This is a genomic window from Streptomyces sp. NPDC001933 (genome assembly GCF_042890955.1).
In the GTDB taxonomy this organism is placed as follows: Bacteria; Actinomycetota; Actinomycetes; order Streptomycetales; family Streptomycetaceae; genus Streptomyces.
The window spans coordinates 97,069-120,942 of sequence record NZ_JBIASS010000015.1; the positions used below are offsets into that span (position 1 = coordinate 97,069).

25 protein-coding genes and 1 pseudogene are annotated in these 23,874 nt (G+C 70.3%); 21 read left to right on the top strand and 5 right to left on the bottom strand.

Translation table 11 applies throughout. From position 1 onward, the window contains the following. Nucleotides 1-185 precede the first annotated feature (185 nt). The 5 genes from ACFYY7_RS30955 (at nt 186) to ACFYY7_RS30975 (ending at nt 4,135) form a co-directional block, all read left to right on the top strand. The gene (locus ACFYY7_RS30955) at nt 186-1,001 is read left to right on the top strand and encodes an SDR family oxidoreductase (RefSeq protein ID WP_388666858.1); all 816 of its coding nucleotides are present in this window, start codon (nt 186-188) and stop codon (nt 999-1,001) included. A gap of 55 nt (nt 1,002-1,056) precedes the next feature. Beyond that, nucleotides 1,057-2,070, top strand: a complete 1,014-nt coding sequence (locus tag ACFYY7_RS30960) for an SPFH domain-containing protein (RefSeq protein WP_376422143.1) — start codon at nt 1,057-1,059, stop codon at nt 2,068-2,070. Further along, nucleotides 2,067-2,966 (top strand): hypothetical protein, encoded by a 900-nt coding sequence (locus ACFYY7_RS30965; RefSeq protein ID WP_388666862.1) that lies wholly within the window; start codon nt 2,067-2,069, stop codon nt 2,964-2,966. The genes ACFYY7_RS30960 and ACFYY7_RS30965 overlap by 4 nt, the downstream gene beginning before the upstream one ends. A 103-nt stretch (nt 2,967-3,069) precedes the next feature. After that, nucleotides 3,070-3,585 (top strand): NUDIX hydrolase, encoded by a 516-nt coding sequence (locus ACFYY7_RS30970; protein ID WP_388666865.1) that lies wholly within the window; start codon nt 3,070-3,072, stop codon nt 3,583-3,585. A gap of 55 nt (nt 3,586-3,640) precedes the next feature. Then, nucleotides 3,641-4,135 carry an FBP domain-containing protein gene (locus ACFYY7_RS30975; RefSeq protein WP_388666868.1) on the top strand — a complete coding sequence of 165 codons (495 nt, stop codon included), beginning with the start codon at nt 3,641-3,643 and terminating at the stop codon, nt 4,133-4,135. Between the two features lie 39 nt (nt 4,136-4,174). Here ACFYY7_RS30975 and ACFYY7_RS30980 read toward each other — a convergent pair whose 3' ends face one another. Together ACFYY7_RS30980 and ACFYY7_RS30985 are read right to left on the bottom strand one after the other, a co-directional pair. Continuing rightward, a complete protein-coding gene (locus ACFYY7_RS30980; protein WP_388666871.1) occupies nt 4,175-5,401 on the bottom strand; it encodes a cytochrome P450 in 1,227 nt (408 codons plus the stop codon). A gap of 129 nt (nt 5,402-5,530) precedes the next feature. After that, nucleotides 5,531-6,097, bottom strand: coding sequence for a GNAT family N-acetyltransferase (locus ACFYY7_RS30985; RefSeq protein WP_388666874.1), 567 nt, complete (start codon nt 6,095-6,097; stop codon nt 5,531-5,533). Nucleotides 6,098-6,262: 165 nt separating this feature from the next. Between ACFYY7_RS30985 and ACFYY7_RS30990 the strand changes: the two genes are divergently transcribed. After that, entirely contained in the window at nt 6,263-6,877 is a 615-nt protein-coding gene (locus tag ACFYY7_RS30990) for a hypothetical protein (protein WP_388666878.1), read from the top strand. A 149-nt stretch (nt 6,878-7,026) separates the two neighbouring features. Here ACFYY7_RS30990 and ACFYY7_RS30995 read toward each other — a convergent pair whose 3' ends face one another. Continuing rightward, entirely contained in the window at nt 7,027-7,605 is a 579-nt protein-coding gene (locus ACFYY7_RS30995) for a TetR/AcrR family transcriptional regulator (protein WP_388666881.1), read from the bottom strand. A 91-nt stretch (nt 7,606-7,696) separates the two neighbouring features. Here ACFYY7_RS30995 and ACFYY7_RS31000 point away from each other — a divergent pair, with 91 nt between their 5' ends. From ACFYY7_RS31000 to ACFYY7_RS31015, 4 genes are all read left to right on the top strand, one after another. Next, nucleotides 7,697-8,143: a DUF1772 domain-containing protein gene (locus tag ACFYY7_RS31000; RefSeq protein WP_388666884.1), complete on the top strand. Its 447-nt coding sequence runs from the start codon at nt 7,697-7,699 to the stop codon at nt 8,141-8,143. A 265-nt stretch (nt 8,144-8,408) separates the two neighbouring features. Further along, nucleotides 8,409-8,834 carry a DUF4267 domain-containing protein gene (locus tag ACFYY7_RS31005; RefSeq protein ID WP_388666888.1) on the top strand — a complete coding sequence of 142 codons (426 nt, stop codon included), beginning with the start codon at nt 8,409-8,411 and terminating at the stop codon, nt 8,832-8,834. A gap of 240 nt (nt 8,835-9,074) precedes the next feature. Further along, complete coding sequence (locus tag ACFYY7_RS31010; RefSeq protein WP_388666891.1) at nt 9,075-10,157, top strand: protein kinase family protein; 1,083 nt, start codon at nt 9,075-9,077, stop codon at nt 10,155-10,157. Between the two features lie 90 nt (nt 10,158-10,247). Then, nucleotides 10,248-10,451 carry a hypothetical protein gene (locus ACFYY7_RS31015; protein ID WP_388666894.1) on the top strand — a complete coding sequence of 68 codons (204 nt, stop codon included), beginning with the start codon at nt 10,248-10,250 and terminating at the stop codon, nt 10,449-10,451. A 123-nt stretch (nt 10,452-10,574) separates the two neighbouring features. Here the strand turns inward: ACFYY7_RS31015 and ACFYY7_RS31020 are convergent, their stop codons facing one another. Further along, nucleotides 10,575-11,000: a GFA family protein gene (locus ACFYY7_RS31020; protein WP_388666896.1), complete on the bottom strand. Its 426-nt coding sequence runs from the start codon at nt 10,998-11,000 to the stop codon at nt 10,575-10,577. Nucleotides 11,001-11,658: 658 nt separating this feature from the next. Between ACFYY7_RS31020 and ACFYY7_RS31025 the strand changes: the two genes are divergently transcribed. The 9 genes and pseudogenes from ACFYY7_RS31025 (at nt 11,659) to ACFYY7_RS31065 (ending at nt 21,165) form a co-directional block, all read left to right on the top strand. Then, nucleotides 11,659-13,656: an ATP-binding cassette domain-containing protein gene (locus tag ACFYY7_RS31025; protein ID WP_388666899.1), complete on the top strand. Its 1,998-nt coding sequence runs from the start codon at nt 11,659-11,661 to the stop codon at nt 13,654-13,656. Between the two features lie 260 nt (nt 13,657-13,916). Then, entirely contained in the window at nt 13,917-14,855 is a 939-nt protein-coding gene (locus ACFYY7_RS31030; RefSeq protein ID WP_388666901.1) for an NUDIX domain-containing protein, read from the top strand. Nucleotides 14,856-14,861: 6 nt separating this feature from the next. Continuing rightward, complete coding sequence (locus ACFYY7_RS31035; RefSeq protein ID WP_388666904.1) at nt 14,862-16,091, top strand: methyltransferase; 1,230 nt, start codon at nt 14,862-14,864, stop codon at nt 16,089-16,091. Between the two features lie 40 nt (nt 16,092-16,131). Further along, nucleotides 16,132-16,965 (top strand): class I SAM-dependent methyltransferase, encoded by an 834-nt coding sequence (locus tag ACFYY7_RS31040; protein WP_388666907.1) that lies wholly within the window; start codon nt 16,132-16,134, stop codon nt 16,963-16,965. Nucleotides 16,966-16,988: 23 nt separating this feature from the next. Further along, on the top strand, nt 16,989-18,380 hold the full coding sequence (locus ACFYY7_RS31045) for a phosphotransferase (protein WP_388666910.1): 1,392 nt from the start codon (nt 16,989-16,991) through the stop codon (nt 18,378-18,380). Next, entirely contained in the window at nt 18,377-18,973 is a 597-nt protein-coding gene (locus ACFYY7_RS31050) for an NUDIX domain-containing protein (protein WP_388666913.1), read from the top strand. The genes ACFYY7_RS31045 and ACFYY7_RS31050 overlap by 4 nt, the downstream gene beginning before the upstream one ends. A 138-nt stretch (nt 18,974-19,111) precedes the next feature. Further along, nucleotides 19,112-19,732, top strand: a complete 621-nt coding sequence (locus ACFYY7_RS31055; protein WP_388666916.1) for a class I SAM-dependent methyltransferase — start codon at nt 19,112-19,114, stop codon at nt 19,730-19,732. A gap of 41 nt (nt 19,733-19,773) precedes the next feature. Next, nucleotides 19,774-19,833: pseudogene (locus ACFYY7_RS31060) on the top strand (hypothetical protein); the annotation flags it as partial. 204 nt (nt 19,834-20,037) lie between these two features. Next, nucleotides 20,038-21,165, top strand: coding sequence for an NUDIX domain-containing protein (locus ACFYY7_RS31065; protein WP_388666919.1), 1,128 nt, complete (start codon nt 20,038-20,040; stop codon nt 21,163-21,165). Between the two features lie 154 nt (nt 21,166-21,319). Here ACFYY7_RS31065 and ACFYY7_RS31070 read toward each other — a convergent pair whose 3' ends face one another. Then, nucleotides 21,320-21,910: an AAA family ATPase gene (locus ACFYY7_RS31070; protein WP_388666922.1), complete on the bottom strand. Its 591-nt coding sequence runs from the start codon at nt 21,908-21,910 to the stop codon at nt 21,320-21,322. A gap of 458 nt (nt 21,911-22,368) precedes the next feature. Here ACFYY7_RS31070 and galE point away from each other — a divergent pair, with 458 nt between their 5' ends. Further along, on the top strand, nt 22,369-23,364 hold the full coding sequence (gene galE / locus ACFYY7_RS31075) for a UDP-glucose 4-epimerase GalE (protein ID WP_388666926.1): 996 nt from the start codon (nt 22,369-22,371) through the stop codon (nt 23,362-23,364). A gap of 8 nt (nt 23,365-23,372) precedes the next feature. After that, nucleotides 23,373-23,714 (top strand): hypothetical protein, encoded by a 342-nt coding sequence (locus tag ACFYY7_RS31080; protein WP_388666929.1) that lies wholly within the window; start codon nt 23,373-23,375, stop codon nt 23,712-23,714. Nucleotides 23,715-23,874 lie beyond the last annotated feature (160 nt).

Here is a 23,874-nt window from a genome sequence, read left to right on the forward strand (position 1 = left end):
GTTTGCCCGCGGGTCTCCCGCCCCCCCGCCGGCCCCCCCGGGGGGGGGGGGGGGGGCCCCCCCCGGGGGGGGGGGGGCCCCCCCGCGCCCCCCCCCCCCGCCCGCGGTTTCCACACCTGTTCCACCAAACAAACAGTTGGTAGATTTACCCGACCGTGCAGGGCGGAAGACGGCGGGGCGGACCCATGGACATCGGCAATCCCATCGACCTCACGGGGCGGGCCGCGATCGTCACCGGCGGCACGAAGGGCATCGGCGCCGTGATCGCCGAGGCGTTCCTCGCCGCCGGGGCGGACGTGCTGGTCTGCGGTCGCGGCGAACCGGCCGAGCTGCCCGGGAGCGGCACCCGCAGGGCGCACTTCCGGTCGGCGGATGTCCGTGACCCGGCGGCCGCCGCCGCCCTGGTCGACGAGGCGGCGCAACGCTTCGGACGGCTGGACGTACTCGTCAACAACGCGGGCGGCTCCCCCGACTCCGACGCGGCCACCGTGTCACCGCGTTTCGTCGAGAAGATCGTCGCCCTCAACCTCCTGGCCCCGTTCTATGTGTCACAGGCCGCCAACCTGGTCATGCGGGAACAGGACACCGGAGGCTCGATCGTCAACATAGGCAGCGTCTCCGCGCACACCCCGCAGCCGGGCACGGCCGCGTACACGGCCGCGAAGGCCGGGCTGCTCGCACTGACCCGGGCGCTGGCCCTGGAGTGGGCGCCGAAGGTGCGCGTCAACCACATCACGACCGGCCTCGTCCGCACGGAGAGCGCCGCATCGGTCTACGGCGAGAACGGCGGGGCAGCCCTGGCCGGGGTCATCCCGATGCGACGGATGGCGACACCTGACGACGTGGCCCGCGCCTGCCTGTACCTGGTGGGTGACCTGGCCTCCTACGTCAACGGCGCCGATCTGGCGGTGCACGGCGGGGGTGAAGTGCCGGCCAGATTTCTCGCAACGGCGCGGGACACGACGGCCGGGGCGAACAATCACCCTTTCTCGTCCCCTTGACGATAATCACCACTCTCTTTATCGTCTTCATGACGAGAAAAAGAGGGGGCCCGACATGGCCGACATCACCAGGCGCTTCGGCTGGCGCCATCTGCGCTCCGCGCCCACCGCGCACATCCGCCACCACAAGCGCGGCCGGCTGGCCCACGACGGGCCAGGACTGAGCTTCTGGTACCGCTCACTGAGTGCCGCCCTCTCGGAAGTCCCGGTGAACGACCGGGAGTTGGCGATGGCGTTCCACGCCCGCACCTCCGACTTCCAGGATGTGACGGTGCAGGCCACCGTGACGTACCGGATCAGCGACCCGGCCGAGGCCGCCGCCCGGCTGGACTTCTCGGTCGACCCGGACACCGGGGTCTGGCGCGGGGCGCCGCTGGAGCAGATCGCCACCCTGCTGACCGAGACCGCCCAGCAGCACACCCTGGACGTACTGGCCAGGACGGCGCTGGCCGAGGCGCTGGTCGACGGTGTCGCGTCGGTACGCGAGCGGGTCGCCGCGGGGCTCGCCGCCGAACCGCGGCTGCCCGCCACCGGGATCGATGTGGTCGCGGTGCGGGTGGTGGCGATCCGGCCCGAGGCCGAGGTCGAGCGCGCCCTGCGCACTCCCGCCCGCGAGCAGATCCAGCAGGAGGCCGACCGGGCCACCTATGAGCGCCGTGCGGTGGCCGTGGAGAGGGAACGGGCCATCGCCGAGAACGAGCTCGCCAGCCAGATCGAACTGGCCCGCAGAGAAGAGCAGTTGGTGGAGCAGCGCGGTACCAACACCCGCCGCGAGGCCGAGGAGAACGCGGCGGCCGACGGGGTGCGCGCCGAGGCCGAAGCGGCACGCAAGGTGCGGCTGGCGCGGGCCGAGGCCGAAGCGGCACGCGAGGTCGGCGCCGCGCGGGCGGAGTCCCAGGCGGCCTGGCTGCGGGTGCACGGAGAGGTGGACGCGGCGACACTGCACGCCCTGGCGGCGACCAGGCTCGCCGAGAACCTGCCGCGCATCGACAGCCTCACCCTCTCCCCCGACGTGCTCACCGGCCTGCTCAGCAAGCTCGGCAACGCCGGCCCCGAGACCCGGGCATGAGCCTCGCGCCGCGCGCGGTACTGGTCCACCGCACCACCGAGTACGAGGAGTTGCTGGCCCGGCACGGCACGCACGGGCAGGCCGCCTTCTTCCTGTCCAGCCGCGGCCGGTCCATCGACGGGGTGGCGCGGCGGCACCGGCAGACCAGGCAGGCACTGGCCGATGTGGCGGCGGCCGTACCGCTTCAGTGGCGTCAGTCGCGGGTGGAGCGCGCGGACCTCGACCGCTTTCTGTTCGGGCCGGAGGACGTGGTGGTCGTCGTCGGACAGGACGGGCTGGTCGCCAACGCCGCCAAGTACCTCTCCGGCCAGCCGGTCGTGGGCATCGACACCGACCCCGGGCGCAATCCGGGCGTGCTCGTACGCCACCGGCCCCGGGATGCGGCCGCCCTGCTCCGGGCGGCCTCGTCCCCCGGCGGCACTGCGGACGAACTCACCATGGTCGAGGCGGTGTCCGACGACACCCAGCGCCTCCTCGCCCTCAACGAGATCTATCTCGGCCCGCCCGGCCATCAGACCGCCCGTTACCGGCTCGGCCCGGACGTCCCCGATGCCCCAGCCGAGCCGCAGGCCTCCTCCGGTGTGCTCGTCGGCACCGGTACCGGCGCCACGGGGTGGCTGCGCTCGCTGTGGCAGGAACGCCACAGCGACCTCCGCCTTCCGGCGCCCACCGACCGGCGCCTCCTCTGGTTCGTCCGCGAGGCCTGGCCGTCCCCCACGACCGGCACCACACAGGTCGCGGGCGAGCTGGGACGCCGGCAGGGGCTGAGGCTCACCGTCGAGTCCGACCGGCTGGTGGTCTTCGGCGACGGGATGGAGGCAGACGCACTGGAGCTGACATGGGGCCAGACGGTGCGGCTCGGCATCTCGGCGACCTCGCTGCGGCTCACCGTCTGAATGTCCGGCCTCCTCACCTGCCGACGGATGCGCGGCGGACGGCGGCACGACCTGTCCGTAGGCTGCCTCGTACGACCGGTACACGAGGAAATCAGGGAGCGCCATGACGACCACATCCGCGGACACCTCTTCCCGCAACACCCGTCCGCCGAAGGCACAGGCGGCGCTCGGTGTGGGTGTCATCGTGCAGGACGGCCGGGGGCGGATCCTCCTCGGCAGGCACCACGGCGGAACCTGGGAGCTGCCCGGCGGCAAGGTCGACCCGACCCATGAGTCCGTCGCCGAGGCGGCCGCCCGTGAGCTCCGGGAGGAAACGGGCCTGGAGGTCGATGCGGCGGGCGTGCGCGTCTTCGCCATGCTCCACGACGTGGTCGGGGGCATCAACCGGGTGTCGATGGGCGCCGAGGTGACCGTCCGTTCGGGAAACCCGGAGGTGACCGAGCCCCATCTGATCAGCGCCTGGCAGTGGACCGGGCTCGACGACCTGCCCGGGTCCTTGTTCGGTCCCTCCGCCCAGGTCCTCGCGGCCTGGCGCCCGGATCTGTCGATCGAGCACCCGCCGGCGCACCGGCTGATGATCGCGGACAGCACGGGCGGCGTCGGCGGCGGCGGCGCATAACCTTGCCCCATTAACCATTTGCCTAGCCCTCATAGGCAGCGTTAGCGTCCCTCGCATGAAGGCCTTGAATGAGCAGGACATCCGCACGTCGTTCATCAACTGCTCGAAGGGGGAGGCCAAACGTCTGCCACTCCCCCGTGATCTCGACGAGCAGCCCTGGGACGACCTGGACTATCTGGGATGGCGGGATCTCTCCGCTCCCGGACGCAGCTACATCGTCACCGAACGCGACGGCGAACTCATCGGCGTGACGCTCCGCTTCCCCGCCAAGCAGCGCGGCTTCCTCCACCGGAGCATGTGCTCGCTGTGCCTCACCACGCACCCGGGGAACGGCGTCTCGCTGATGACCGCCCCCAAGACCGGGGCGGCGGGGCGCGAGGGCAATTCGGTCGGCCTGTACATCTGCACCGACCTCGCCTGTTCGCTGTACGTCCGGGGCCGGAAGACCCCGGCGCCCGGTGGCCGCTTCGAGGAGACCCTGACGATGGAGGAGCAGGTGGCGCGGACCAGGAACAACCTCGACGCGTTCCTGGGCAAGCTCTACGCCTGAGCCCGGCGGCCCGACCGGCTCCCTGTCCGCTGGACGCCTTCAGGCCAGGGTGTCGGCGGTGAAGGTGACGGGCAGCCGCTCCGGGCCGCGCAGCCCTCCCGGCCGCCACCGCAGTTCGCCGGGCGGCACGGCCAGGGCGAGACCGTGGAGGCGGCGCAGGACGGTGCCGATGGCGATCTGGCCCTCCAGCCGGGCCAGCGGCGCCCCGAGGCAGTAGTGGATGCCGTGCCCGAACGCGAGGTGGGCGTTGTCCTGCCGGGAGATGTCCAAGCGGTCGGGCTCCGGGAAGTGGTCCGGGTCGCGGTCGGCGATGGCGGATGCCACGAGCACGGTCGCGCCGCGCGGGATGTCCACGCCCGCGATCGTGACGTCCTCGCGCGCGAACCGGGCGATGCCGGGGTTGACCGGTCCGTCGTAGCGCAGGAATTCCTCGATCGCCCCCGGCAGCAGCGTCGGATCGTCCCGCAGCCGCCGGAGCTGGTCGGGGTGGGCGAGCAGTGCCGCGATCCCGCTGCCGATGAGGTTGACCGTGGTGATGTACCCGGCCGCCAGCAGCAGGAAGGCCATGGCGATCAGCTCGTCCTCGTCCAGCCTCCGCTCCTCGTCCCGGGCGGCCACAAGTGCGCTGAGCAGATCGTTCCCGGGCCGGGCCCGCTTCGCCCCGATGAGCCCGGTCAGGTAACCATGCATGTGCCGCCATGCCTCGTCCGTCCGGGCCGGGTCCGGCGGCTCGGCCCCCTGCAGGACCAGGTCGTCGGTCCACCGCTGGAAGTCGCGCCGGTCCGTCAGGGGCACGCCGAGCAGTTCGCTGATCACGGTGACCGGGAGCGGCAGCGCGAAACTCCCCACGAGGTCGGCACGGCCGTCGGGCGCGATCTTGTCGAGCAGCCGGTCGGCGATCTCCTGGACGCGGGGCCGCAGCTCGGCCACGCTGCGGGCGGTGAACGCCTTGGACACCAGGCGGCGCAGTCGGGTGTGGTCGGGCGGATCGGTGCGGAGCATGTTGCGCAGTACGGATCCGCGGTCGTTGGCGGGCAGCCGCTCGATGAGCCGGGGGTCCGACGCATCGCGGACGTCGCTGCTCAGCCTCGGGTCGGAGAGGGCCGCGAGGCCGTCCTCGTACCGTGTGACGAGCCATGCCTCCAGGCCGCCGGCGATGATGGCGCGCCGCACCGGGCCGTCCTCGCGCAGTTGCCGGTAGACCGGGAAGGGATCGGCCACGAAGGCGGGATCGGTGTAGGGAAGAAGGACCGGCTGCTGACTCATCACGCCTCCCTGAGGTCCACTCCGACCTATTCCAGCCGCTTCGTACCAGCGTAATGGGCCCGGAACGGCCCCTGCTGCGGGGCGGAAGGCGGTGCGGGGTTGGAGGCGGCGCGGCGCGGCACCGGTGGCTCAGGACTCCGGTTCGCCCTTCCCGTGGCACCAGGTCCGCAGCAGCACCCTTCGCCCCTTCGCCTCCCGCGCGACGAGCTCGTCCGCGGTGGGCGCGAATCCGGCCGATCGCGCCACGGCGGCGCTCGGAGCGTTCTCGACCTCTATCCGCAGAACCACCCGTCCCGCGTCCAGGTGCTGAACGGCGTATTCGGTGGCGACCGCGACAGCCGCGGACGCCAGTCCGCGACGCCGGTACCGGGGCCCGACACCGTAGGCGAGCTCGATGTCCCGGTCGTCCAGGTCGTCCTGGAAGAGCAGCACCTCGCCCTGCGGCTGCCCGCCGTCGGCCGTGATGGCCAGCTGCATACAACGGCCTTCGCTCCGGGCCTTGCGGGCCCGCCCGAGGTATTCGCGAGCGGCGTCCACATCGAACGGCGAGGGTACGGGAGTCCAGCGGCCGATCTCCGGATCGTCGTACATCTCGACCAACGTGGGGATGTCTTCCTCGTCCCACTCCCTGAGCACAATGCCCCGCCCGGCCAGGCGAACGGGGGCGGTGGGCAGGGTTCTCGTCCGATTCTCCATGTGCCGATCATGTCCTGTCCGAGTGCCCTCATGCCGGGCCTCCTGCAGACACGGCCGGTTCTGACCGCAAGGGCAGGCAGGAGTCCGGGTCAGCACAACAGCTCGCACCGCTGTTGCTGGGTCCGGGCGCGGAGGTGCTGGGGCCGCGCCGGCCCGCGTGACGGGGTGGCAGAAGTGCTGCGCGCGGGCCAAAGGCTGAACGGGCTCCAGGAGTTGCCCTGTGCCTTCCCCACCCGCGTCCCAGCCCTTTTCGGGCTTCCCGTGCTGGCGGACAACCTCGCCGAGGGCTACGTCCTCAAGCCTGCGGGCGAGTGGCCGGAGGCGGGTCCCGGCGCCGGGGTCCGCCCGGTGGTGAAGGTGAAGCAGGAGGCCTTCGCCGAGGACGAGCGCTTCGACGGCGCACGGCCCTGTCTGGTGCCGCCGCAGGGCGCGGCCGGTGTTCCCGCCTGGCTCCTTGTGCAGGCATCGGCGCTGCTCACGCGTGCCCGCGCGGCCGCCGCGGTGAGCAAGCTCGGCCCCCGGACCTCCGTGGACGCGGTGGCGGAGGAGATCACGCGGGGCGTTTCCGAAGAGCTCTCCGAGGCCCTGGGCGGAGTGGAGGAGCCGCTCCTGCGCGCTCTGGGCGAGCCCTTCGGCCGGGGGTCCGCGCCCTGGCGGCGTTCGACGCCGAGGACCGCTCCGCCTCCCGCGGCGGGTGGGACTGAACCGGGGATCACGGAACCCGGTGCGTGGAGCCCCCGCGACGGCAGGGCGCGGCTGAAGCAGGGACCCGCGGTATGAGCATCGCAGCTTTCGGGGCGGGTGCCCGCCTGGAGCACGGGGCCCGGCGATCTGCGGCTGCGCCGTGCGGGCGCGAGTGATCGGAAGCGATGCGGCGGGCAGGCAGCGGGGCCGGAGGGGCCCCGCTGCCTGCCCGCCGGGACGGTGTGTCAGGCGATGGCGAGCCGGTCCACCAGCAGTTCCACTCTCTGCCCGGTGTACTCCGGCGGCAGCCGTCCCGCCCTGGTCAGGGTCGCCAGGCCGTGCAGGGCCGCCCAGAACGTCTCGGTGAACAGCCCCGGTTCGACGCCGCCCCCGGCGACCTCGCCGAGGGTCTCCAGCAGGGCGGCGAAGGCGTCCTTCAGCGGCTCGGGGGTGTCCTCCTGCGCGTACGCCAGGCCGCCGTCGAGCTGGAACAGGGCGTCGTAGACCGCCGGGTTGTGTGCGGCGAAGTCGAGGTAGGCGCGGGCGAGGGCGGCGACCCGCTCGCGCGGGCCGTCCGCTCCGGAGGCCGCGGCCCGCACCGCCGCGGCCAGCTCGGCGGCGCCCTCCAGGGCGACGGCGCCGATGATCTCGCGCTTGCCGCGGAAGTGGCTGTAGAGGACGGGCTGGCTGTATTCGATGCGCTCGGCGAGCCGGCGGGTGGTGACCGCGTCCCAGCCCTGCTGCTCGGCGAGTTCGCGGGCCGTCGCCACGATGAGGCGCTCGCGTTCCGCCCGTTCACGCTGCTTGCGTTCCTGTACCGACATGATTCGATCCTAGCATCGCTAGACATTCGAGCGGCAGCAGTACTAGCGTTGCACCGTCATCTAGCGACGCTAGATCCCAGGAGGGGTCATCATGCTCAACGCACTCGAGGTGTTCACCACCGTGGTCGTCGGCCTGATGGTGGGGGTGGAGTTCTCCGTCGCCTTCGTCATGAACCGGATCTTCGACGCACTCCCCGAGGACAGCGGCCAACTCGGCCGCGCCCACGGGGGCCGGATGCTCGGCGCCGTGATGCCGGTCTGGTACATCACCTCGCTCGTCCTGAGCGTGGTCTGGGCCATCGCCGGACGGCACCACGACGGCACCGGCCTCGTCGTCACCGCCGGCGCGCTGCTGATCCTCAGCGTCGTCATGTCGATCCTGCTGCTCGTCCCGATCAACAACCAGGGCAAGACATGGACCCCCGAGAACCGGCCCGAGGACTGGAAGGAGCAGATGAACCGCTGGGACCGCTACCACTATGTCCGCGTCGCCGTCATCATCGCCGCCTTCACCCTGCTGGTCGCCGCCCTCGCCTGAGCCCGCGCGGGCCGTCCCGACATGCACTGGTTCGCCCCCCGAATGTCGACGGCTTTCGCCCCATCGGGTGAGCCGACAGGACTTCGGATCCCTGACCCGCGGGCCGACGCCGCGCCGGTGGCGCACAGTCCCCACTCCCCGGGTGCGATCCCGACGAACTACGCCCCTCGATCAGCTGCGTCCGCGTGGCCTGATCAGGCCCCACACGCCTCGGCAAGCTCCACGAAGCTCACCGAGCTGACAAAGACTCACAAGGAGAAGAACCATGTCGCTGAAGAAGATCAACACCGTCCTGGCCGCCGCCTTCATCCTCTTCATCCTCTGGTTCGGGACGGAGTACATCCTGAGCCCGGAGACGACGGCGCCGGGCTACGGCCTGCCGAGCTGGCCGTCCGGCGACGGCGACGGCTTCCTGATCATCAAGGGAATCCGCGACGTCGTCCTGGCCCTGGTCCTGGGCATCCTGCTGGTGACGGGCCACCGCCGGGCGCTGGCCTGGGCGCTGCTGGTGGAAGCACTCGCCGCGTACGGCGACATGACCAACGTGCTGGTCCACCACGGCTCCGTGGCCACCGCGCTCGGCGTCCACTGCCTGACCGCGACACTGATGGTGGTCAACGGCCTGCTGATCATGCGCGAGACCCGCAAGGTCGCGGCCGCTCCGGCAACACCCGCCCCGCAGCCCGCCTGACGCCACCTCGGCGCGTGTCGGGATTCGCCTGTCAGCGCCCGCTGGGAAAGGCGAGGCACACAATCTTCTTCCAGTGGGCGGCGGCCCGGTCCCGTCTCTCCGGGATGGCGCAGCGCGGCCCCTGTTCCGATTCTCATAGACGGTCGTTCACGAGAGCGGCTGACCATTTCAGCGTACGGTCGATGCCGTTGCCGTACGTGGGATCGCCGAAGCCCTGGTTCGGGCGCTGAGGAGCCGTCGATGCTGGACCAGGATTTACTGCGCGCCGCACGCCTGGCTCGTCATGGGACCGTGAGCACTCAGCTCTCCTTGTTGAGCGACCACCGGCTCAGGGAGGTCGTGGCGGCCGCTGCCCCGCTCGGGTCGGGCATCGGCGGCAGGTCGGCAGAGCTGGACATCAACGGAACGCGCGTCTTCGTCAAGCGGATCCCTTTGACGGACACCGAGTTGCGGCCGGAGAACGTGCGGTCGACGGCGAACGTCTTCGAACTGCCGATGTTCTACCAGTACGGGGTGGGCTCGGCCGGGTTCGGTGCCTGGCGGGAGCTTGCCGTGCACACGATGACCACGAACTGGGTTCTCGGCGACGAGTATGCGGGATTCCCTCTGATGTACCACTGGCGGGTTCTGCCCGACTCCCCTCCCGAAGGATTCACCGACGAGTTCGGGGGCCTGGAGGGGGCCGTCGCGCACTGGGAGGGATCACCCGCCGTTCGTGACCGGTTGGAGGCCATCGGCCAGTCCTCGTACAGCCTGGTGGTCTTCCTGGAGCACGTGCCGCACACCCTCGCCGGATGGCTGGCCGACCACCGCAAAACCGCCGTGCCGGCAGACGGGGACGGCTTGCCCTTCCGCTGGGTGGAGGAAGCTCTGATGAGTGGAGCTGCCTTCATGAGTTCTCGCGGACTTGTCCATTTCGATGCTCACTTTGCCAACATCCTGACCGATGGCCGCCAGCTCTACTTCGCTGACTTCGGACTTGCCCTGAGCTCCCGCTTCGACCTTTCCGCGGACGAGTCCGACTTCCTCTCGGACCACCTCGCGTACGATCACTGCTACACCGCGAGCCACCTGCTCCAATACCACTTGCTCGACGGCGTGCGCGGTGACACGGAACGCCAAGTCTTCCTGCACGACTGGATCGCAGGCCGGCGACCTGGCGACACCCCGCCCGAGATCACGGCCATCATCGACCGGCACGCGCGCTCCACCGTCGTCGTGGACTCCTTCTTCCGCCGTCTGCTCACCGAAAGCAAGCAGACGCCGTTCCCGGCCGCGGAGATCGAGCGGCAGTTGGGCGCCGGCGCCACAACCCCGACCTGATCCACAACCTCGCCTCGGCTGTCCGGCATCGACTGCCACGGTCGCTGCCTGCCGATGGGCCTTTCGGTGCACCTTCCCGGGCTCTGCGCCGTGGGCGTACTGACCGGATTCCTGATTGCCGAGCAGGGCGGTGGCGAGGATCGTCTTGATCCGCTCAGCGATCTGACTCCCCGCCGTGATCCGCAGACTCCCACTTTCGAGATGGCCGGCCCGGCTCAGGTCCCGATGGTCACCGGTGTCCTCATGGCAGCGCCGATGGGCATGGACACCGCGGCGTCGCACGACCGGTATTGAACGGCCCCGCACCATTGACTGGTTGATGTGGGAAACCTTCGACTCCATGACCGCCGAACACAGTTGATGTGCGGGCGGTGCCCGGTCACAGCTCGCCCCTGCGGGAAATCCGTGCATCCGTCCTCACTGTCCGGAGGTCCTGGACGGTGGCTGGGTTGAGGGGATGGGAGGAAGCCACGCGGGGGTGTTGCAGCGGAAGCTGTGTCCGGCGGGGGTGATCTCGGAGCCGTTGTCCAGGGCCGAGAGGCAGATCCCGAGGTACTCCTCACCGTCGGCCACCGCCCCGAGCGGCGTGCAGCACACAGGGCAGGACCAGCGCTCCATCGTGGGCCAGGACCGGTACGAGCGAGGTGTCCCGGGCCCGGTCCAGCTGAAGGCGGTCCGGCGGAAGCCGACGCAGGCCATGAGCGGGCCGCCGGACAGGCGGGAGCAGTGGGGGCAGGCGCATACGTGGGGGTCGTATGGCTCTCCGGTCGCTTCGAATCGGATGTGTCCGCACAGGCAGCCGCCGGTGGACACCTCGTGGGTGGGTGTGTCGTCGTTCGGCATGGGGGTGCTCCTTGCTGTCGCGGCAGGATCGTTGTGCGCGTCGGATCGCCGCGAGCGGGCTGGGAGGTGGGCGGAATCCGGGGCGTCTGAGTGCGTCTCGGGGTCGGCAGCCTGGCAGGCCCATTCCGCAGGTGTGGTGCGACGGCACAGAATCGGGCCATTGCCGCCCCCGTGACACCGCGCGGCGCCGACTGGAATGGCGCAGTCGCTGCACGGGTCGGCAAGGGTTTCAAATTGGCCGGAAACCTGCGGCGGATGCGGCCGAAGGGGTGACCGTCCATCGAACGGGGACGTTTCAAACGCCCTGCCCCCACGTGTCCTGCGCGAACCGAGGTATTCGCACAGACGTCCAGAATTCCCCTCGCCGTCACCCGTTACGGCGAGCTGCGGGGCCAGTTCTTAGAGCACCCGTGCCATTCGATGACCTGATGGAGGACACGATGACTTCTCTTCCCGCCTCCGTGCACGAGCCCCTCGGGTTCGAACGATTGCGGCCCTCCCCTGCCCTTCCTGCCTCTGGTGTGCAGCGAGTTGGCGTGGTGGCCCGCTGCTCGGTACGGCCGGATACGGGGTGGGCAGCCGACCGGCTCCAGATCCGCCGGGCACCGGGCACGTGCACGCCGGGCCGCCGGCTGTCCGCCGGGCTGGGGTGGCGACGGTGAGCGCGCGCAAGCAAAAACACGGTGGCGTCTCGCAGGCCGAGCAGGAGCTCTACGGGGGCCGGCTCCGGTGGGACCAGAGTTTCGTGCGTTACGAAGGGGCGCTGACCCGGCTGGGGTTCGGTCAGATGGCGGCGGCCTTGCCTCAGATGGCCGGGATGGTGCTGCGTACGGGGTGGGAGGTCGACCGGCGGGCGCTGGCCGGGGTCGTGGCAGCACAGGCCGGGCAGGGGGTGACCGCCGCGTGGGGTCTGGTTGCGGTCAACAGTGTCCTGACGCAGTTGTTCGCCGAGGGCCCGACCGCGGACAGGCTTCGCGAGTCCCTGCCGTCCCTGGTGGTTCTGGCCGGGGTGTCCGTGGCAGCGGCCTTGCTGGCGGCGTGGTCGACGGCGATGTCCGGGCGGCTGGAGCCGCAGGTGGAACGCGCGGTGTCCGCCCGCTACTACGAGGCCGTGACCCGGGTCGAGGTGGAGGCGACTGAGCAGCCCGAGGTCCAGCGTGTGCTGGAGGCGGGCAAGTTCGGTACGGACTCGGCCCGCGCGATGCTGCGGTTGACCGTGGGCGTGGGCAATGTCCTGGTCGGCATGGTGGCGGCCGCCGCCGTGCTGGTGGCACTGCACTGGGCCCTGCTGCCGATGCTGCTGGCCATTGCCCTGCCCAAGGGGTGGGGTGCGGTGCGCTCGGCGCGCCGTGACTACACGTCACGTCTGAACTGGGTCGATCACCGGCGGGCGATCGCCTCGCTGCTGGCGTACCTGACCCGGCCCCATGCGGCGGGCGAGATCCGCGTGCATGCGGCGGGCAGGAAGTTGCTGGCCGGATACGAGGAGATGTCGCGGCAGACGGAGGCGGAACAGCGGCGTCTGGCGCGGGCGCAGGCGCAGACCGACCTGGTCGCCGGAGGTTTCTCCGGTCTGGCCTCCCTTGCCGGCTATGGGTTGCTGTGGTGGCTGTTGAGCAGTGGTGGTCTGCCTCTGGCGGTCGGCGGGACTGCGGTCATCGCCATCCGTACGTGCACCGCGCGGCTGACATCGCTGGTGCAGCAGGTCAACAGGCTGTACGAGGAAATGCTGTTCCTCTCCGACACCAAGAACGCCACCGAGGTGGCGGGCAAGCACGCCATCCCGTCCACCGGCACGCCGCTGCCGGCCCCCGTGTCCGCCGTACATGTGAAGAACGTGTCGTTCGTCTACCCCGGTGCGGCGTCCCCCTCCCTGAAGGGGGTGAACATGTCGGTCCGCCGCGGGCAGGTGACAGCCCTGGTCGGCGCGAACGGTTCGGGCAAGACCACGCTGACCCGCATCCTTGCCGGACTGCTGCTGCCCTCCGAAGGCAATGTGTGGTGGGCGGGCGAATCCGGTGAGCAGGTGGACCTTCGTGAAGCGGATCGGACGCAGGTCTTCGCCCAAGTGGCCATGCTTGCCCAGGACTTCCCCCGATGGGAGATGACCGCCGCGACGAATGTGGCCATTGGCATCGGCGACCGGCCCCGGGACATGGACCGGGTCGAGGAAGCCGCAAGGGCCGCAGACGTTCAGGACCTCGTCGAGGATCTCCCGCATGGCTGGGACTCGATCGTCTTCAAAGGGTACGAGCGCGGAGTTCAGCTCTCCGGCGGACAGTGGCAGAAGCTCGGTACCGCTCGCACCTTGTACAGGAGCGCGCCGTTCCTCCTCGTCGACGAGCCGACCTCGGCTCTCGATCCCCATGCGGAGATCGCTGCGTTTCAGCGCTTGTGGTCACTGGCCGAAGACAGTCATGCCGTTGTACTGGTCACGCACCGGCTGGCCGCGACAGCGAAGGCCGACCACATCTACGTCCTCGACCACGGCGTCGTCGCCGAACAAGGCACGCACGGCGAACTCATGAATATCAGCGGGGGTCTCTACCGGCAGATGTACGAGGCCCAGGCCGCACAGTACGGGCTCAACCTGCCAACAGGCAGCCGGATCCCCACGCCGCGCAGCGGCACCGACCAGCACAGGAAGACCCAGTGACCCGGTCATGCGCCTCGGGCCCGGCTCGGACCCCGCGCTGCTGGAAACGTCCGCTTCGCGGCCGTCGCGGGCACGGCCCGGCGGCACACCACACGGCGCCACAGCAGGCGGTGCTGACGGCTGTATCGCGCCCACGGTCCGCGGCCATGCCTCGACGCCGGACGGGGCCTCAGCCGATGCGCCCGCACTCGTCGCCGGCGCCGCTGGCCGGCGCTCCGTACCGACCACCAACCGACTCCCTGCGTATAGGCGGTAATTCGTTGAACGCGTCCGCTTTCCCCCAGTCCGCAAGTACCGCCGTCCTGATCGTCAACAGCCGCGGCGAGTACCTCCTTCACTTGAGGGATGCGCACAAGCCGATCTGTGATCCTGGCACCTGGTCGCTGGTCGGCGGCGGGCCCGAGCCCGGCGAGACGCCGGACGAAGCGATCGCCCGCGAGATCCTTGAGGAGACGGGTCTCGTCCTCTCCGGTGTTACCGCCTACACGACCGTGCAGGCCCACGGCCCGGACGTCACCGAGGGGAACATCCAGGTCTATATGGCCCGCTGGGACGGCGCCGCCCATGAACTGCCCGTCACCGAAGGGATCATGTTCGCCTGGTTCGACATCGCCACCATGGAGCAGTTGGCGATGTGCCGGTGGGCTCACGAGGTCATCAAGGCCCACCACGTCGAGCACCCCGCACTACTGCTGCCCGGGCCACGTGACGACGTCTGTCAGGGCGGGGCGGGAGCAGTGAAGAACGTAATCGGCGCACACCTGTTCCTGGAGCGCGACGGCCTTACTCTGCTTGGTCGGCGCCATCCGGATGTGGATTTCGCGGGTGGCGTGTGGCATGCCCTGGCCGGTCATGTGGAGTGGGAGAGCGTTCGCGCGTGCCTGATCAGGGAGGCGCATGAGGAGGCCGGGATCATTGTCGAGCCCGCAGACCTCACCCTGGTGCATACCGTGCACCTGCTCGACGATCGCGAGAACGCCGAACCCCGGATCCAGTTGTTCTTCCGGGCAAGCCGATGGTCCGGGGAACCGGAGATCCGCGAGCCCGACAGATGCACGGCCTGGCAGTGGTGGCCGCTGGACGGACTGCCGGACCCGATGGTCGGCTACACCCGTGCCGCGATCGAAGGCATCCTCGCGGGCACCGCGTACACCGAGCTCGGCTGGGCACCCGCAGTGCCTGCCACCGGTGGCAGGTGAACTGCGGTGCAAGGTGAATCCGGCGCGGCCGGCTCAATGGCCGAGGGCCGGCCCATCGATGCGACTTCGGCGCGGCTGGCGTTGGCCGAACGCCTGCAAGCCGACGGGGTGTTGACCGATCCGCGTCTGCGGGATGCTCTGTCGCGCCTGGACCGCGGGGTGCTGATGCCACGGGCGTATGTACGGCGTAGCGAGCAGGGCGGCGAGCCGGTGGTGTGGGAACTGCTCGACGGAGCACATCCCGAGGACCGGGCCGAGTGGCAGGACCTCATGTACTCGGGCGAGTCGGTCCTGGTCCAGCGTGACGGCGAACGGCTGGAGGATCAGGTCCGTGGCGTCGTGAACGGGGGCCGGATGACGGCGATGTCGACGTTCACCCCGTACACCGTGGAAGTCCTCCAGCGGATGCAGATCGACGCCGGGCACACGTATCTGGACCTCGGGACCGGGCCGGGTGTCTCGCTCGCGCTCGCCGCGGCGCTCACCGGGCCCGGACGGGCGTTCGGAGTCGAACGGGACGAACACATGGCCGCCTTCACGCGAAGCAGCCTCGACCGGGTCGGCGCCGGAGCGAGCGTGGTGGCCGGCGACGCACTCGACGGGCACGCTCCGCCGGCGCCGTACGACCGGATCCATTCCGGGATCGGCGTGCCGTGCCTGCCGTCGGCGTGGGTGGACCAGCTCGCCCCCGGCGGACGGCTACTGACCACGCTGGCAACGCGCACGCCGAGTTGGGCCGGGCAGTGCCTGGTGACGCGCACGACGGGAGGACATGTCGAGGCCGTTCTGGAAGGCGGACCTCGCGGCCACCTCCCCCTGCACGGATTCACCCGGCTCACCGCCCGGCACCATCTCCAGCAGATCGCGAGCCACCCGGGGAAGAGACGCCCCACCGCCTTCACTCCGCCGCCGGATCACGCGTACGGGTTCTGGCTGGCAGCCGCCTACCTCGTTCCGGGAGTGGTGCGGCACTTCCAGGCGGACACAGTCACTGTGGTGGCCCCCGAGGAGAACTCCTGGGCCGTGGCCGGTCACGGTGACGGCACCGTCCGGATCCATGGTCCGCGCGATGTGTGGGGCGAACTCGAGCACGTCCACGACCTCTGGCTGCGGGCCGGGTCCCCCGCGGCCTTCCACGTCGACATCCCGAACGACGGCGCCGTGCAGCACGTCACTTCCGGAACCGGCACCGCCGCCCTCGGATGGGAGCTGCCCGCACTCTCCGCCACGGCATGACAGCCCACCCGACCCGCGCTTCCGCACGGAAAGAGGATCTGTGACCTTGTTCGACTCGGCGGCCGACTACGCCCGCTACCGCCCGGGAATTCCCGACGAAGCCGTCCGGCTGCTCACCGAGAGCCTGGACGGCTTCGACCGGCCGACCCTGCTGGATCTCGGTTCGGGCACCGGGCAGGTACCGGCCGCCCTGCTGCCCGCCGTTCCCGGAATCACCCACGTCGACCTCGTCGACCAGGACAGCGCCATGCTCCGCACCGCCGCCGAGCAGCTCCGGCCACTGCACGGACAAGCGACCGTGGCCTTCCACGCTGTCCCCGCGGAGATGTTCTCCGCGCCGGTCGTCGGCTACCAGGCCGATCTGGTCACCTGTGCCCGAGCCTTCCACTGGCTGGACCGCCCCGCCGCCTTGAGAATGGCCGACCGGGTCACCGGCCCCACGGCCGCGGTGGCAGTCATGGGCGACGGAAGCCTCTGGACGTACGAGGCGCACTGGACCGCAGCCCTGAAGGCGCTGATCCAGTCCTACCTCGGTGACCGGCGGCGGGCCGGCACGGCCGGGACATACACCGAACCGCGCGGCCGCTACGAGGACGACCTCGCCGAGTCCGTCTTCAGCGAGGTCACCGAGTACCGCTTCCCTGTTCGCCGCACTTGGACCCCCGACCAGGTCGTCGGCTACCTGCGCAGCACCAGCTTCGCCCACCCCTCCCTGTTCGATGAACCCGGTGCTCCACCCGGACATGCAGGCCGTCGGCATGCCCGGTTCGAACGGGAGACGCGCGCACTCCTGGAGGAGCACGTACACGGCGAAGGACTCGTCGAGGACGCCGTGTTCAACGTGCTGCTCGCGCGCCGCGGCGGTGCGGTGTGAGCGCGGGGCGGCACACCGAGCCGTTGGACGTCCATCTGATCCTGCGCCGTGACAGCAGGGACGGGCCGGAGGTTCTGCTCTCCCGCCGGGCCGGTTCCGTCTACGCCGCTGGGTTGTGGCACCTCGTCTCCGGGCACTTGGACGGCCCGCACGAGGACGTCGTCGCTGCTCTGGTGCGGGAGGCCCGGGAAGAAACCGGCATCGTCATCGACCCGGCGGATGTGCGGGCGGCCGTCATCGTGCATCACCGTGCACCGTCCGGATCCGCCCGTACTGGTTTCTTCTTCGAAGTCACGCGGTGGCAGGGCCAACCGCGGGTTGCCGAGCCGGATGTCTGCGATGCCATGGAGTGGGTGCGCCTGCACGCTCTGCCTGACGGAATGGTGGCGTACTGCCGTGCCGGGCTGGACGCCTACGCGGCCGGAGCACGCCTCGCGGTCCATTTCCAGATGCCTGGCGACGCGATCGCCTATGACGCCGGAGCCGACCGTCTCCGTCTCGTGCCGGACGTAGACAGTCCGCCGGCCGGCCGACCCGACGCCCCCGTCGTTGAGTTCACCCGGAGTGCCGTCGGGCGTATCACCGAATGGGAGGACATCTCCTGGGCGCGGGAAGGCAGCCGTGTGTGGCGGGTCCGAGGCGCCGGGGGAGGCACCTGGTACGTGAAGATCCACCAGTCCGAGAAGTTCCACGCCCGCGAAGTCCGGGCGTACCGGACCTGGGCCCTGTCGCTGGATGGGGGCGCGCCACGGCTGGTGGCCTCCGACGAGAAGTTGAGGGCGGTGGTGCTCACATCGGTGCCGGGTCGGCCGCTGCACGGCGCTGTCCTCTCCCCCGGGCAGGAACGCGCCGTCTTCCACCGGATCGGCGCACTGGCCCGCCGCATCCACCAGGCGTCTGCCCCGCGGCCCGCCTCCGAAGGCAGCGGCCCGGCCGTCGGGAAGGCCGAACGGCACCTGACTGCCGCACGGCACCATCTGACCCCGGGTGATGAGGAGTTCGTCCGCGGACTCGTCCGGCAGGCGAGGACCCTGCCCTTGCTGGAGCAGGTCGAGACCCACGGCGATTTCCAGCTCCGCAACATCCTGTGTTCCGACGACGTCGATGACTCCCTGGCGGTGATCGACCTTGAGCGAAGTGAGCCCGGCCCCGCGGTCCGGGATCTGGTCCGTCTGTCCGATGCCTGGGCTCATCGCCCCGACCTCTACGAGGCATTTCTGTCCGGGTACGGGCGGACCTTGACCGATGCCGAGGAATCGCGCCTGATCATCGACTCAGCCCTCGACGCCGTGAGCGGAGTCGCCTTCGGCGCCGCCCATGGCGATCCCGAACTGGTCGAGCGCGGCCGGCGGACTCTGGCCCGGCTGCGCACTGAGCACCGATCCTGCAACTCGCTGACTGGAGACAGCCCATGATCCGCGACACGGCCCCTGCCACCACGATCGGTTCACCGGGTGCGGCCCGGCGACCGGTGGTCCCGAGTATTCGGTCGAGCGGCGAAGCCGTCAGGTCCTCGATGACGATGGAGCAGTACGCCGAAACCGTCCCCAAGGCAACCCTGTGGGCGTGCGTCTACTTCACCGACGAGGACGACCAGTCGCTTCAGGTCCACTCCGTCTACTCTCCGGCGTACCCGTGGCAGTTGGTGGGCGGGACGATGGACCCCGGCGAGCCGCCCTGGCAGACAGCCGTGCGGGAGTGCCGGGAAGAAACCGGAATCACGCCGACCGGGCCGCCCCGGCTCCTGGCCACGGTGTACGGCCCGCCCGGCGGCGGATGGCCCTACAGCACGATCGGCTGCGTCTTCGATGGCGGCCGACTCACTGCAGCGCAGATCCGTGGCATCACCCTCGACCCGGAGGAGCACGACGAGGTCCGTGTCCTGCCGCTGACCGGATGGGAAGAGCTGATGCCGCCCGGCGACTTCGCTCGCCTGTGCGCCGTGGAGGAGGCGCGCCGTACCGGCGTGGCCGCGTACTTCGACACCTGGGGCTGGGAAGCCGAGTGACCGGCCGCATCGTGCTGTCGCCCGGGCAGACGGTGCCCGCGAACCGGGGTGCCCTGGCCGTGCTGGATGCCGTTTCGGGCAACCGGCACGGCACCGGGGACGGGGACTTGAAACAACCGGACCAGTTGAGGAGCAGCAGTGGGGTACGTCGTCCGCGAGGCATGGCACGAGCACTATGCCGATGGGAAGGATTTCCGGCCGCTGGGTGATACCGAGCGGGCACTGCTCGCCGAACACGTTCCTGTGCCGGACGGTGGCGGGCGTGCGCTCGATGTGGGCTGCGGGACGGGCGGGCTGGCTGTCTGCCTCTCGTCGCTCGGCTATGTGGTGGATGCCGTCGATTTCGCCGACAGTGCGATCGGCCGGGCCCGAGCCGAGCACGCCGATGTGGAGGGGGTGCGTTGGCTGCGGCTTGATATCGAGCGCGATGACCCGGTGGAGCTGCACCCGGATGGTTATGACCTGGTGACGCTGCGTCTGGCGTACCCGTTCTTCCATGACCGCAGTCGTGTCCTTCACTCGCTCGGCGAGCGACTGCGCCCAGGTGGCGCGCTCGTGGTCATCACACCCACCGCCGAGCTCACGTCGAAGGAGCGGCGGAGCATCGCTCTGGACGAGGGCGAGATCAGTCTGCTCACCGCGGACTGGGAGCAGGCCGAGCGGCTGGACGCGGACGGGCTCGCTGTGGTTGTCCTGCGTGGCCCCGGGCGCACGGTCGGCGCGGCGGTCGAGAAGCGGCCGCCCACGGCCATGCTCTGACCGGTGCGCTCTCGGTCGTCACCGACGAGGCCGGCCGGGTCCTGCTCGGCCGGTCCACCCGGGGCATATGGGAGTTGCCGGGCGGCAAGACTTCGGGTTCGGAGGAGTTCGCGTCGGCGGCGGAACGGGAGCTGAGGAAGGAGACCGGCCTGATCGCCCCGGCCAGTGACGCGTATGTGGTGGCGATGCTCGCTGACGACAGCCATGGCGTCTGGCGGCTGACCGCCGCCGACCGGCCGCCCATCATCCGAACCCCCACCCCTCATTCCAGCCGCACCCCACCAACCCGACGGACGGGAGCACAAGTGAGTACCCCCACGCACGGCGACGCAGCCGCGGTACCCGAGCAGCCGAAGATGTCCCAGGAGGAGTACGCCCGGTCACGGCACGCTGTCTGGTTGAGCACAGACGCGCTCGTGACTGACGAGCTGGGGCGTGTCCTGCTGGTCAAGCCGACCTACCGCAGGCAGTGGCTGTTGCCGGGGGGCGGCGCTGAGCCGGGAGAAGGCCCGGGGCAGGTTTTTCTTCGCGAAGTACACGAAGAAATCGGGCTGCTGAAGACGCCAGGGCGGGTGCTGGCCGTGAACTGGGTCGCCCCGGGACATCCGGACGTCGCTGCGGACCTGCCGTTCCCGGGCGAAGTGCGCTACGTGCTCGACGGCGGAACGCTGACCGAGCAGGAGATCGCGGCCCTCCACCTGCCCGCAGACGAACTGCACGGATACGAGTTCCTCGACTCCCGGGCAGCAGCCGAGCGGATGATCCCCGTGGACGCACAGAGCATGCTGGCCGCGCTGCGCGCCCGCCTGTCCGGCACGACCGCCCACCTCGACGGTGGACGACATGTCGGGCCGGTGCCACCGCTGGACCTGTACGAGGTACATACACGGCCCCGGAAGGGCCGCGACTGGCCGTGGCATCCTGACCGGGTACCCGACCAGCTCCCAGTACCTCAGGCCTGGGGCTGGCTCTTCATGCCCGACGGCCGCGTCGTCGTGGTGATCGACCCCGCTGATCCGCTGGCCATGCTGCCCGGCGGCACGGTCGAGACCACAGACGCATCGCCTGAAGCCGCCCTGGTACGCGAGGCCGCCGAAGAAGCTCAACTGACTCTTTCCCTGGGAAGGATTGAGCGGCTGGGATGGGTCCACGACGCGACCGGTGCAGTCTACGGTGGCATCGGCGAGTGCGCGCGGCTGCGACTGGCGGCGCCGATCACAGCAGTCGGCCCGTCCGCGACCGACCCTGCCAGCGGACGCCGGTACGCCCGGCTCCTGGCCACCCCCGAGCAGGCCGCCGCGCTCCTCGGCTGGGGCGACCAGGGCCACCGACAGGCGACCCAAGCCGCCCGCCTGGCCCACGAACAATGGAACATCCCACTCGCAGCGCCGTCCCCCATCACAGAAATCCCCACCGAGGGAATCGGACGGTGACCGGCACCGCGTTCGTCCGGTGCAGCAGCAGCTCGGCCACGCAAGAACGCCCGACACGGTCAGCCGACCGGACCGGCCTGCGTGCCGGCCGCCTGCGGGAGGCGTCGCTGTCCGGCGGAGCGGGGACCGACCGGCGCCGCCCCGGACGCCGTCTTCAGTGGCCCGCCTCCGGCTCGGGCGATGCGCCGACCTGCACGGGCGCCCGGACGAAGTCGGCGATGGCATGGAGGCCCGGCTGGTATCCGTCCGAGGTGTCCACGGTCAGGGTGGGGACGTCCAGGGAGATCGGCACCCAGGAATCGAGGGAGTGCTCTCCTGCAGAGATCGCTCGAAGCAGGTCCTGGTCGCCGTGGGCGGCCCGGTGCGCGTCTTCCTTCGCGCGCTGGACGATGCGGTCGTGCGCGATGTCGGCGTGGACGGTGCAGCGGATGACACGGAGGTGCGCGAGGCCGGTGAGCGGTTCGAGGTTCGGCCGCCAGATCCGGTCCTGGAAGGCGGCTTCAGCGACGAGCGTCACGCCGCCCTTCAAGAGCACCTTCAGCACACCGAAGAAGGCGTCGAGGGTGGGGTGGTTGAGGGGGTCGTCGCCGCCACTCAGGTAGCCAGGGTGGGACAGGACCATGCCCTGCTTGATCTCGTCGCGGATGATCGCGGGGCATCCGAGCACGCGGGCGAGCTCGTGCGCGAGCGTGGTCTTTCCCGTTCCCGAGCCACCGCTCACGACGACCAGGGTCGGTGTGCTCATCGCGTGTTCTCGCAGGTCAGCATGGAGTTCCCGTTCGTGGTGTCATCCCGTCAGGGCGGGGTGGATGGGCATTGTGCTCTACGCGAGCCGGAGGGCGATGAATCCGGGCTCGCGGGACAGTTTGGCGTATTCGCGGGGGTGGAGTCGGGCCATTGCGGGGGCCGGGGCCGTCTTGCTCCCCGCTCGGGCGCCCGAAGCGTACGGCTCGCGTCAGACCCTCGGGGCAGCAGCAGGCGGGCCATCTGCGGGTGCCGCAGGTGCTGCCCGCCTTCGCGTTCTGTCAACCGCCGTCGCTCGGCGTAGCGGTGGCGGCGGGAGTTCACGGACCCCGGTGACGCCGGCGTCCGTGAACCGGGCCCGACGGGACAGCCGAGAGGCCCCCTCCCCCGCCTGGTTTCTCCGCTAGCCTTGCTGCCGGTCGCCTACTGGGGTTGGAACGAGTCCGGGAGAGAAACATCGTGGTGAAGGTCCTTATCGCCGGGGGAGCCGGTTACATCGGCAGCACCGTCGCCTCGGCCTGCCTGGACGCAGGCATCACCCCGGTGATCCTCGACAGCCTCGTTCGGGGCCGCCGCGAGTTCACCGAGGGCCGCACCTTCTACGAGGGCGACATCGCGGACGGCGCACTGGTCGACCGGATCTTCTCGGAGCACCCGGACATCTCCGCCGTGGTGCACTGCGCGGCGCTGATCGTGGTGCCCGAGTCCGTCGCGGACCCGATCGGCTACTACGAGGCGAACGTGGCCAAGAGCCTGGCCTTCATCAGCCACCTGCACCGCAACGGCTGCGACCGCATCATCTTCAGCAGCTCGGCCTCCATCTACCAGGCCGAGGACGGTTCGCCCGTCAACGAGGGCTCGCCGCTGGCGCCGCAGAGCCCCTACTCGCGGACCAAGGCCGTGTGCGAGGCTATGTTCGCTGACATCACCGTGGCCGGGCCCCGCGTGCTGTCGCTGCGGTACTTCAACCCGGTCGGGTCCGACCCCAAGCTGCGTACCGGGCTCCAGCTCAAGCGGCCAAGTCATGCCCTGGGGGTGCTCATCCAGGCGCACCAGGCAGGCCGTCCGTTCCCGATCACCGGGACGAACTACCCGACGCGCGACGGCAGCGGTATCCGGGACTACGTGCACGTCTGGGATCTCGCCGCGGCCCACATCGCGGCGATCGAGCGCTTCGACTCCATCCTCACCGGGTCTACGCGCTCGCTCGCGATCAATCTCGGCACCGGCTCCGGCACCACGGTCCGGGAGCTGTGCGAGGCCTTCAACAACGTCGTCAGCACCCCCTTGGCAACCATCGTCGCCGGTCCGCGGCCCGGTGACGTGGCCGGCGGCTACACCAAGAGCGACCGGGCGGCCGAGCTGCTGGGGTGGACGCCCAAGCTGTCCCTGGAGGACGGCATCCGATCCGCCCTGGACTGGATTCCGGTGCGCGACGCGCTGTTGACGGACTGAACCCGTCCTTGCCGCCTGCACTCCTCCCGGGCGCTCGGGTCCAGGAGGAGGTCGGCTTCGACGGCGAGCAGATGCCGCATGGCGGGAGCGAGCCACGCGGTGTCCCACCGGTGGTCTGCCAGTGCGTCCCGACAGGCGTCGTGGGAGACGTCGAGCGTTGCGAGGAGCTGGTGGCCGGCGGTCCAGTCGGCCTCCAGGGTGCCGATGCCCCCGAGCGCGATGCGACGGGAGCCACTGAGGTGCTGCTCGTGGGTGCGCAGGTTCCGCCGTACGTCGTGCTCGTCGAGCCGTGCGGCACTTCCGGCGACGTCCACGAGCTGCGGGTGGGACGGCCGGTCGCTGAGCAGTGAGGCATCCCGGAAGCAGATGCTCCGGTACAGCCGGCATGCTGGGAATCCTTGCCATGCCCGGACTCGGAGGACGCAGGGTGAGGCCCGTCGAGGAGGCCGGCGCGGTAGGTCCCTCGGAGTGCGGAGTTCTCCCTTCCGCGGACCGCCGCGCCTACCCTGG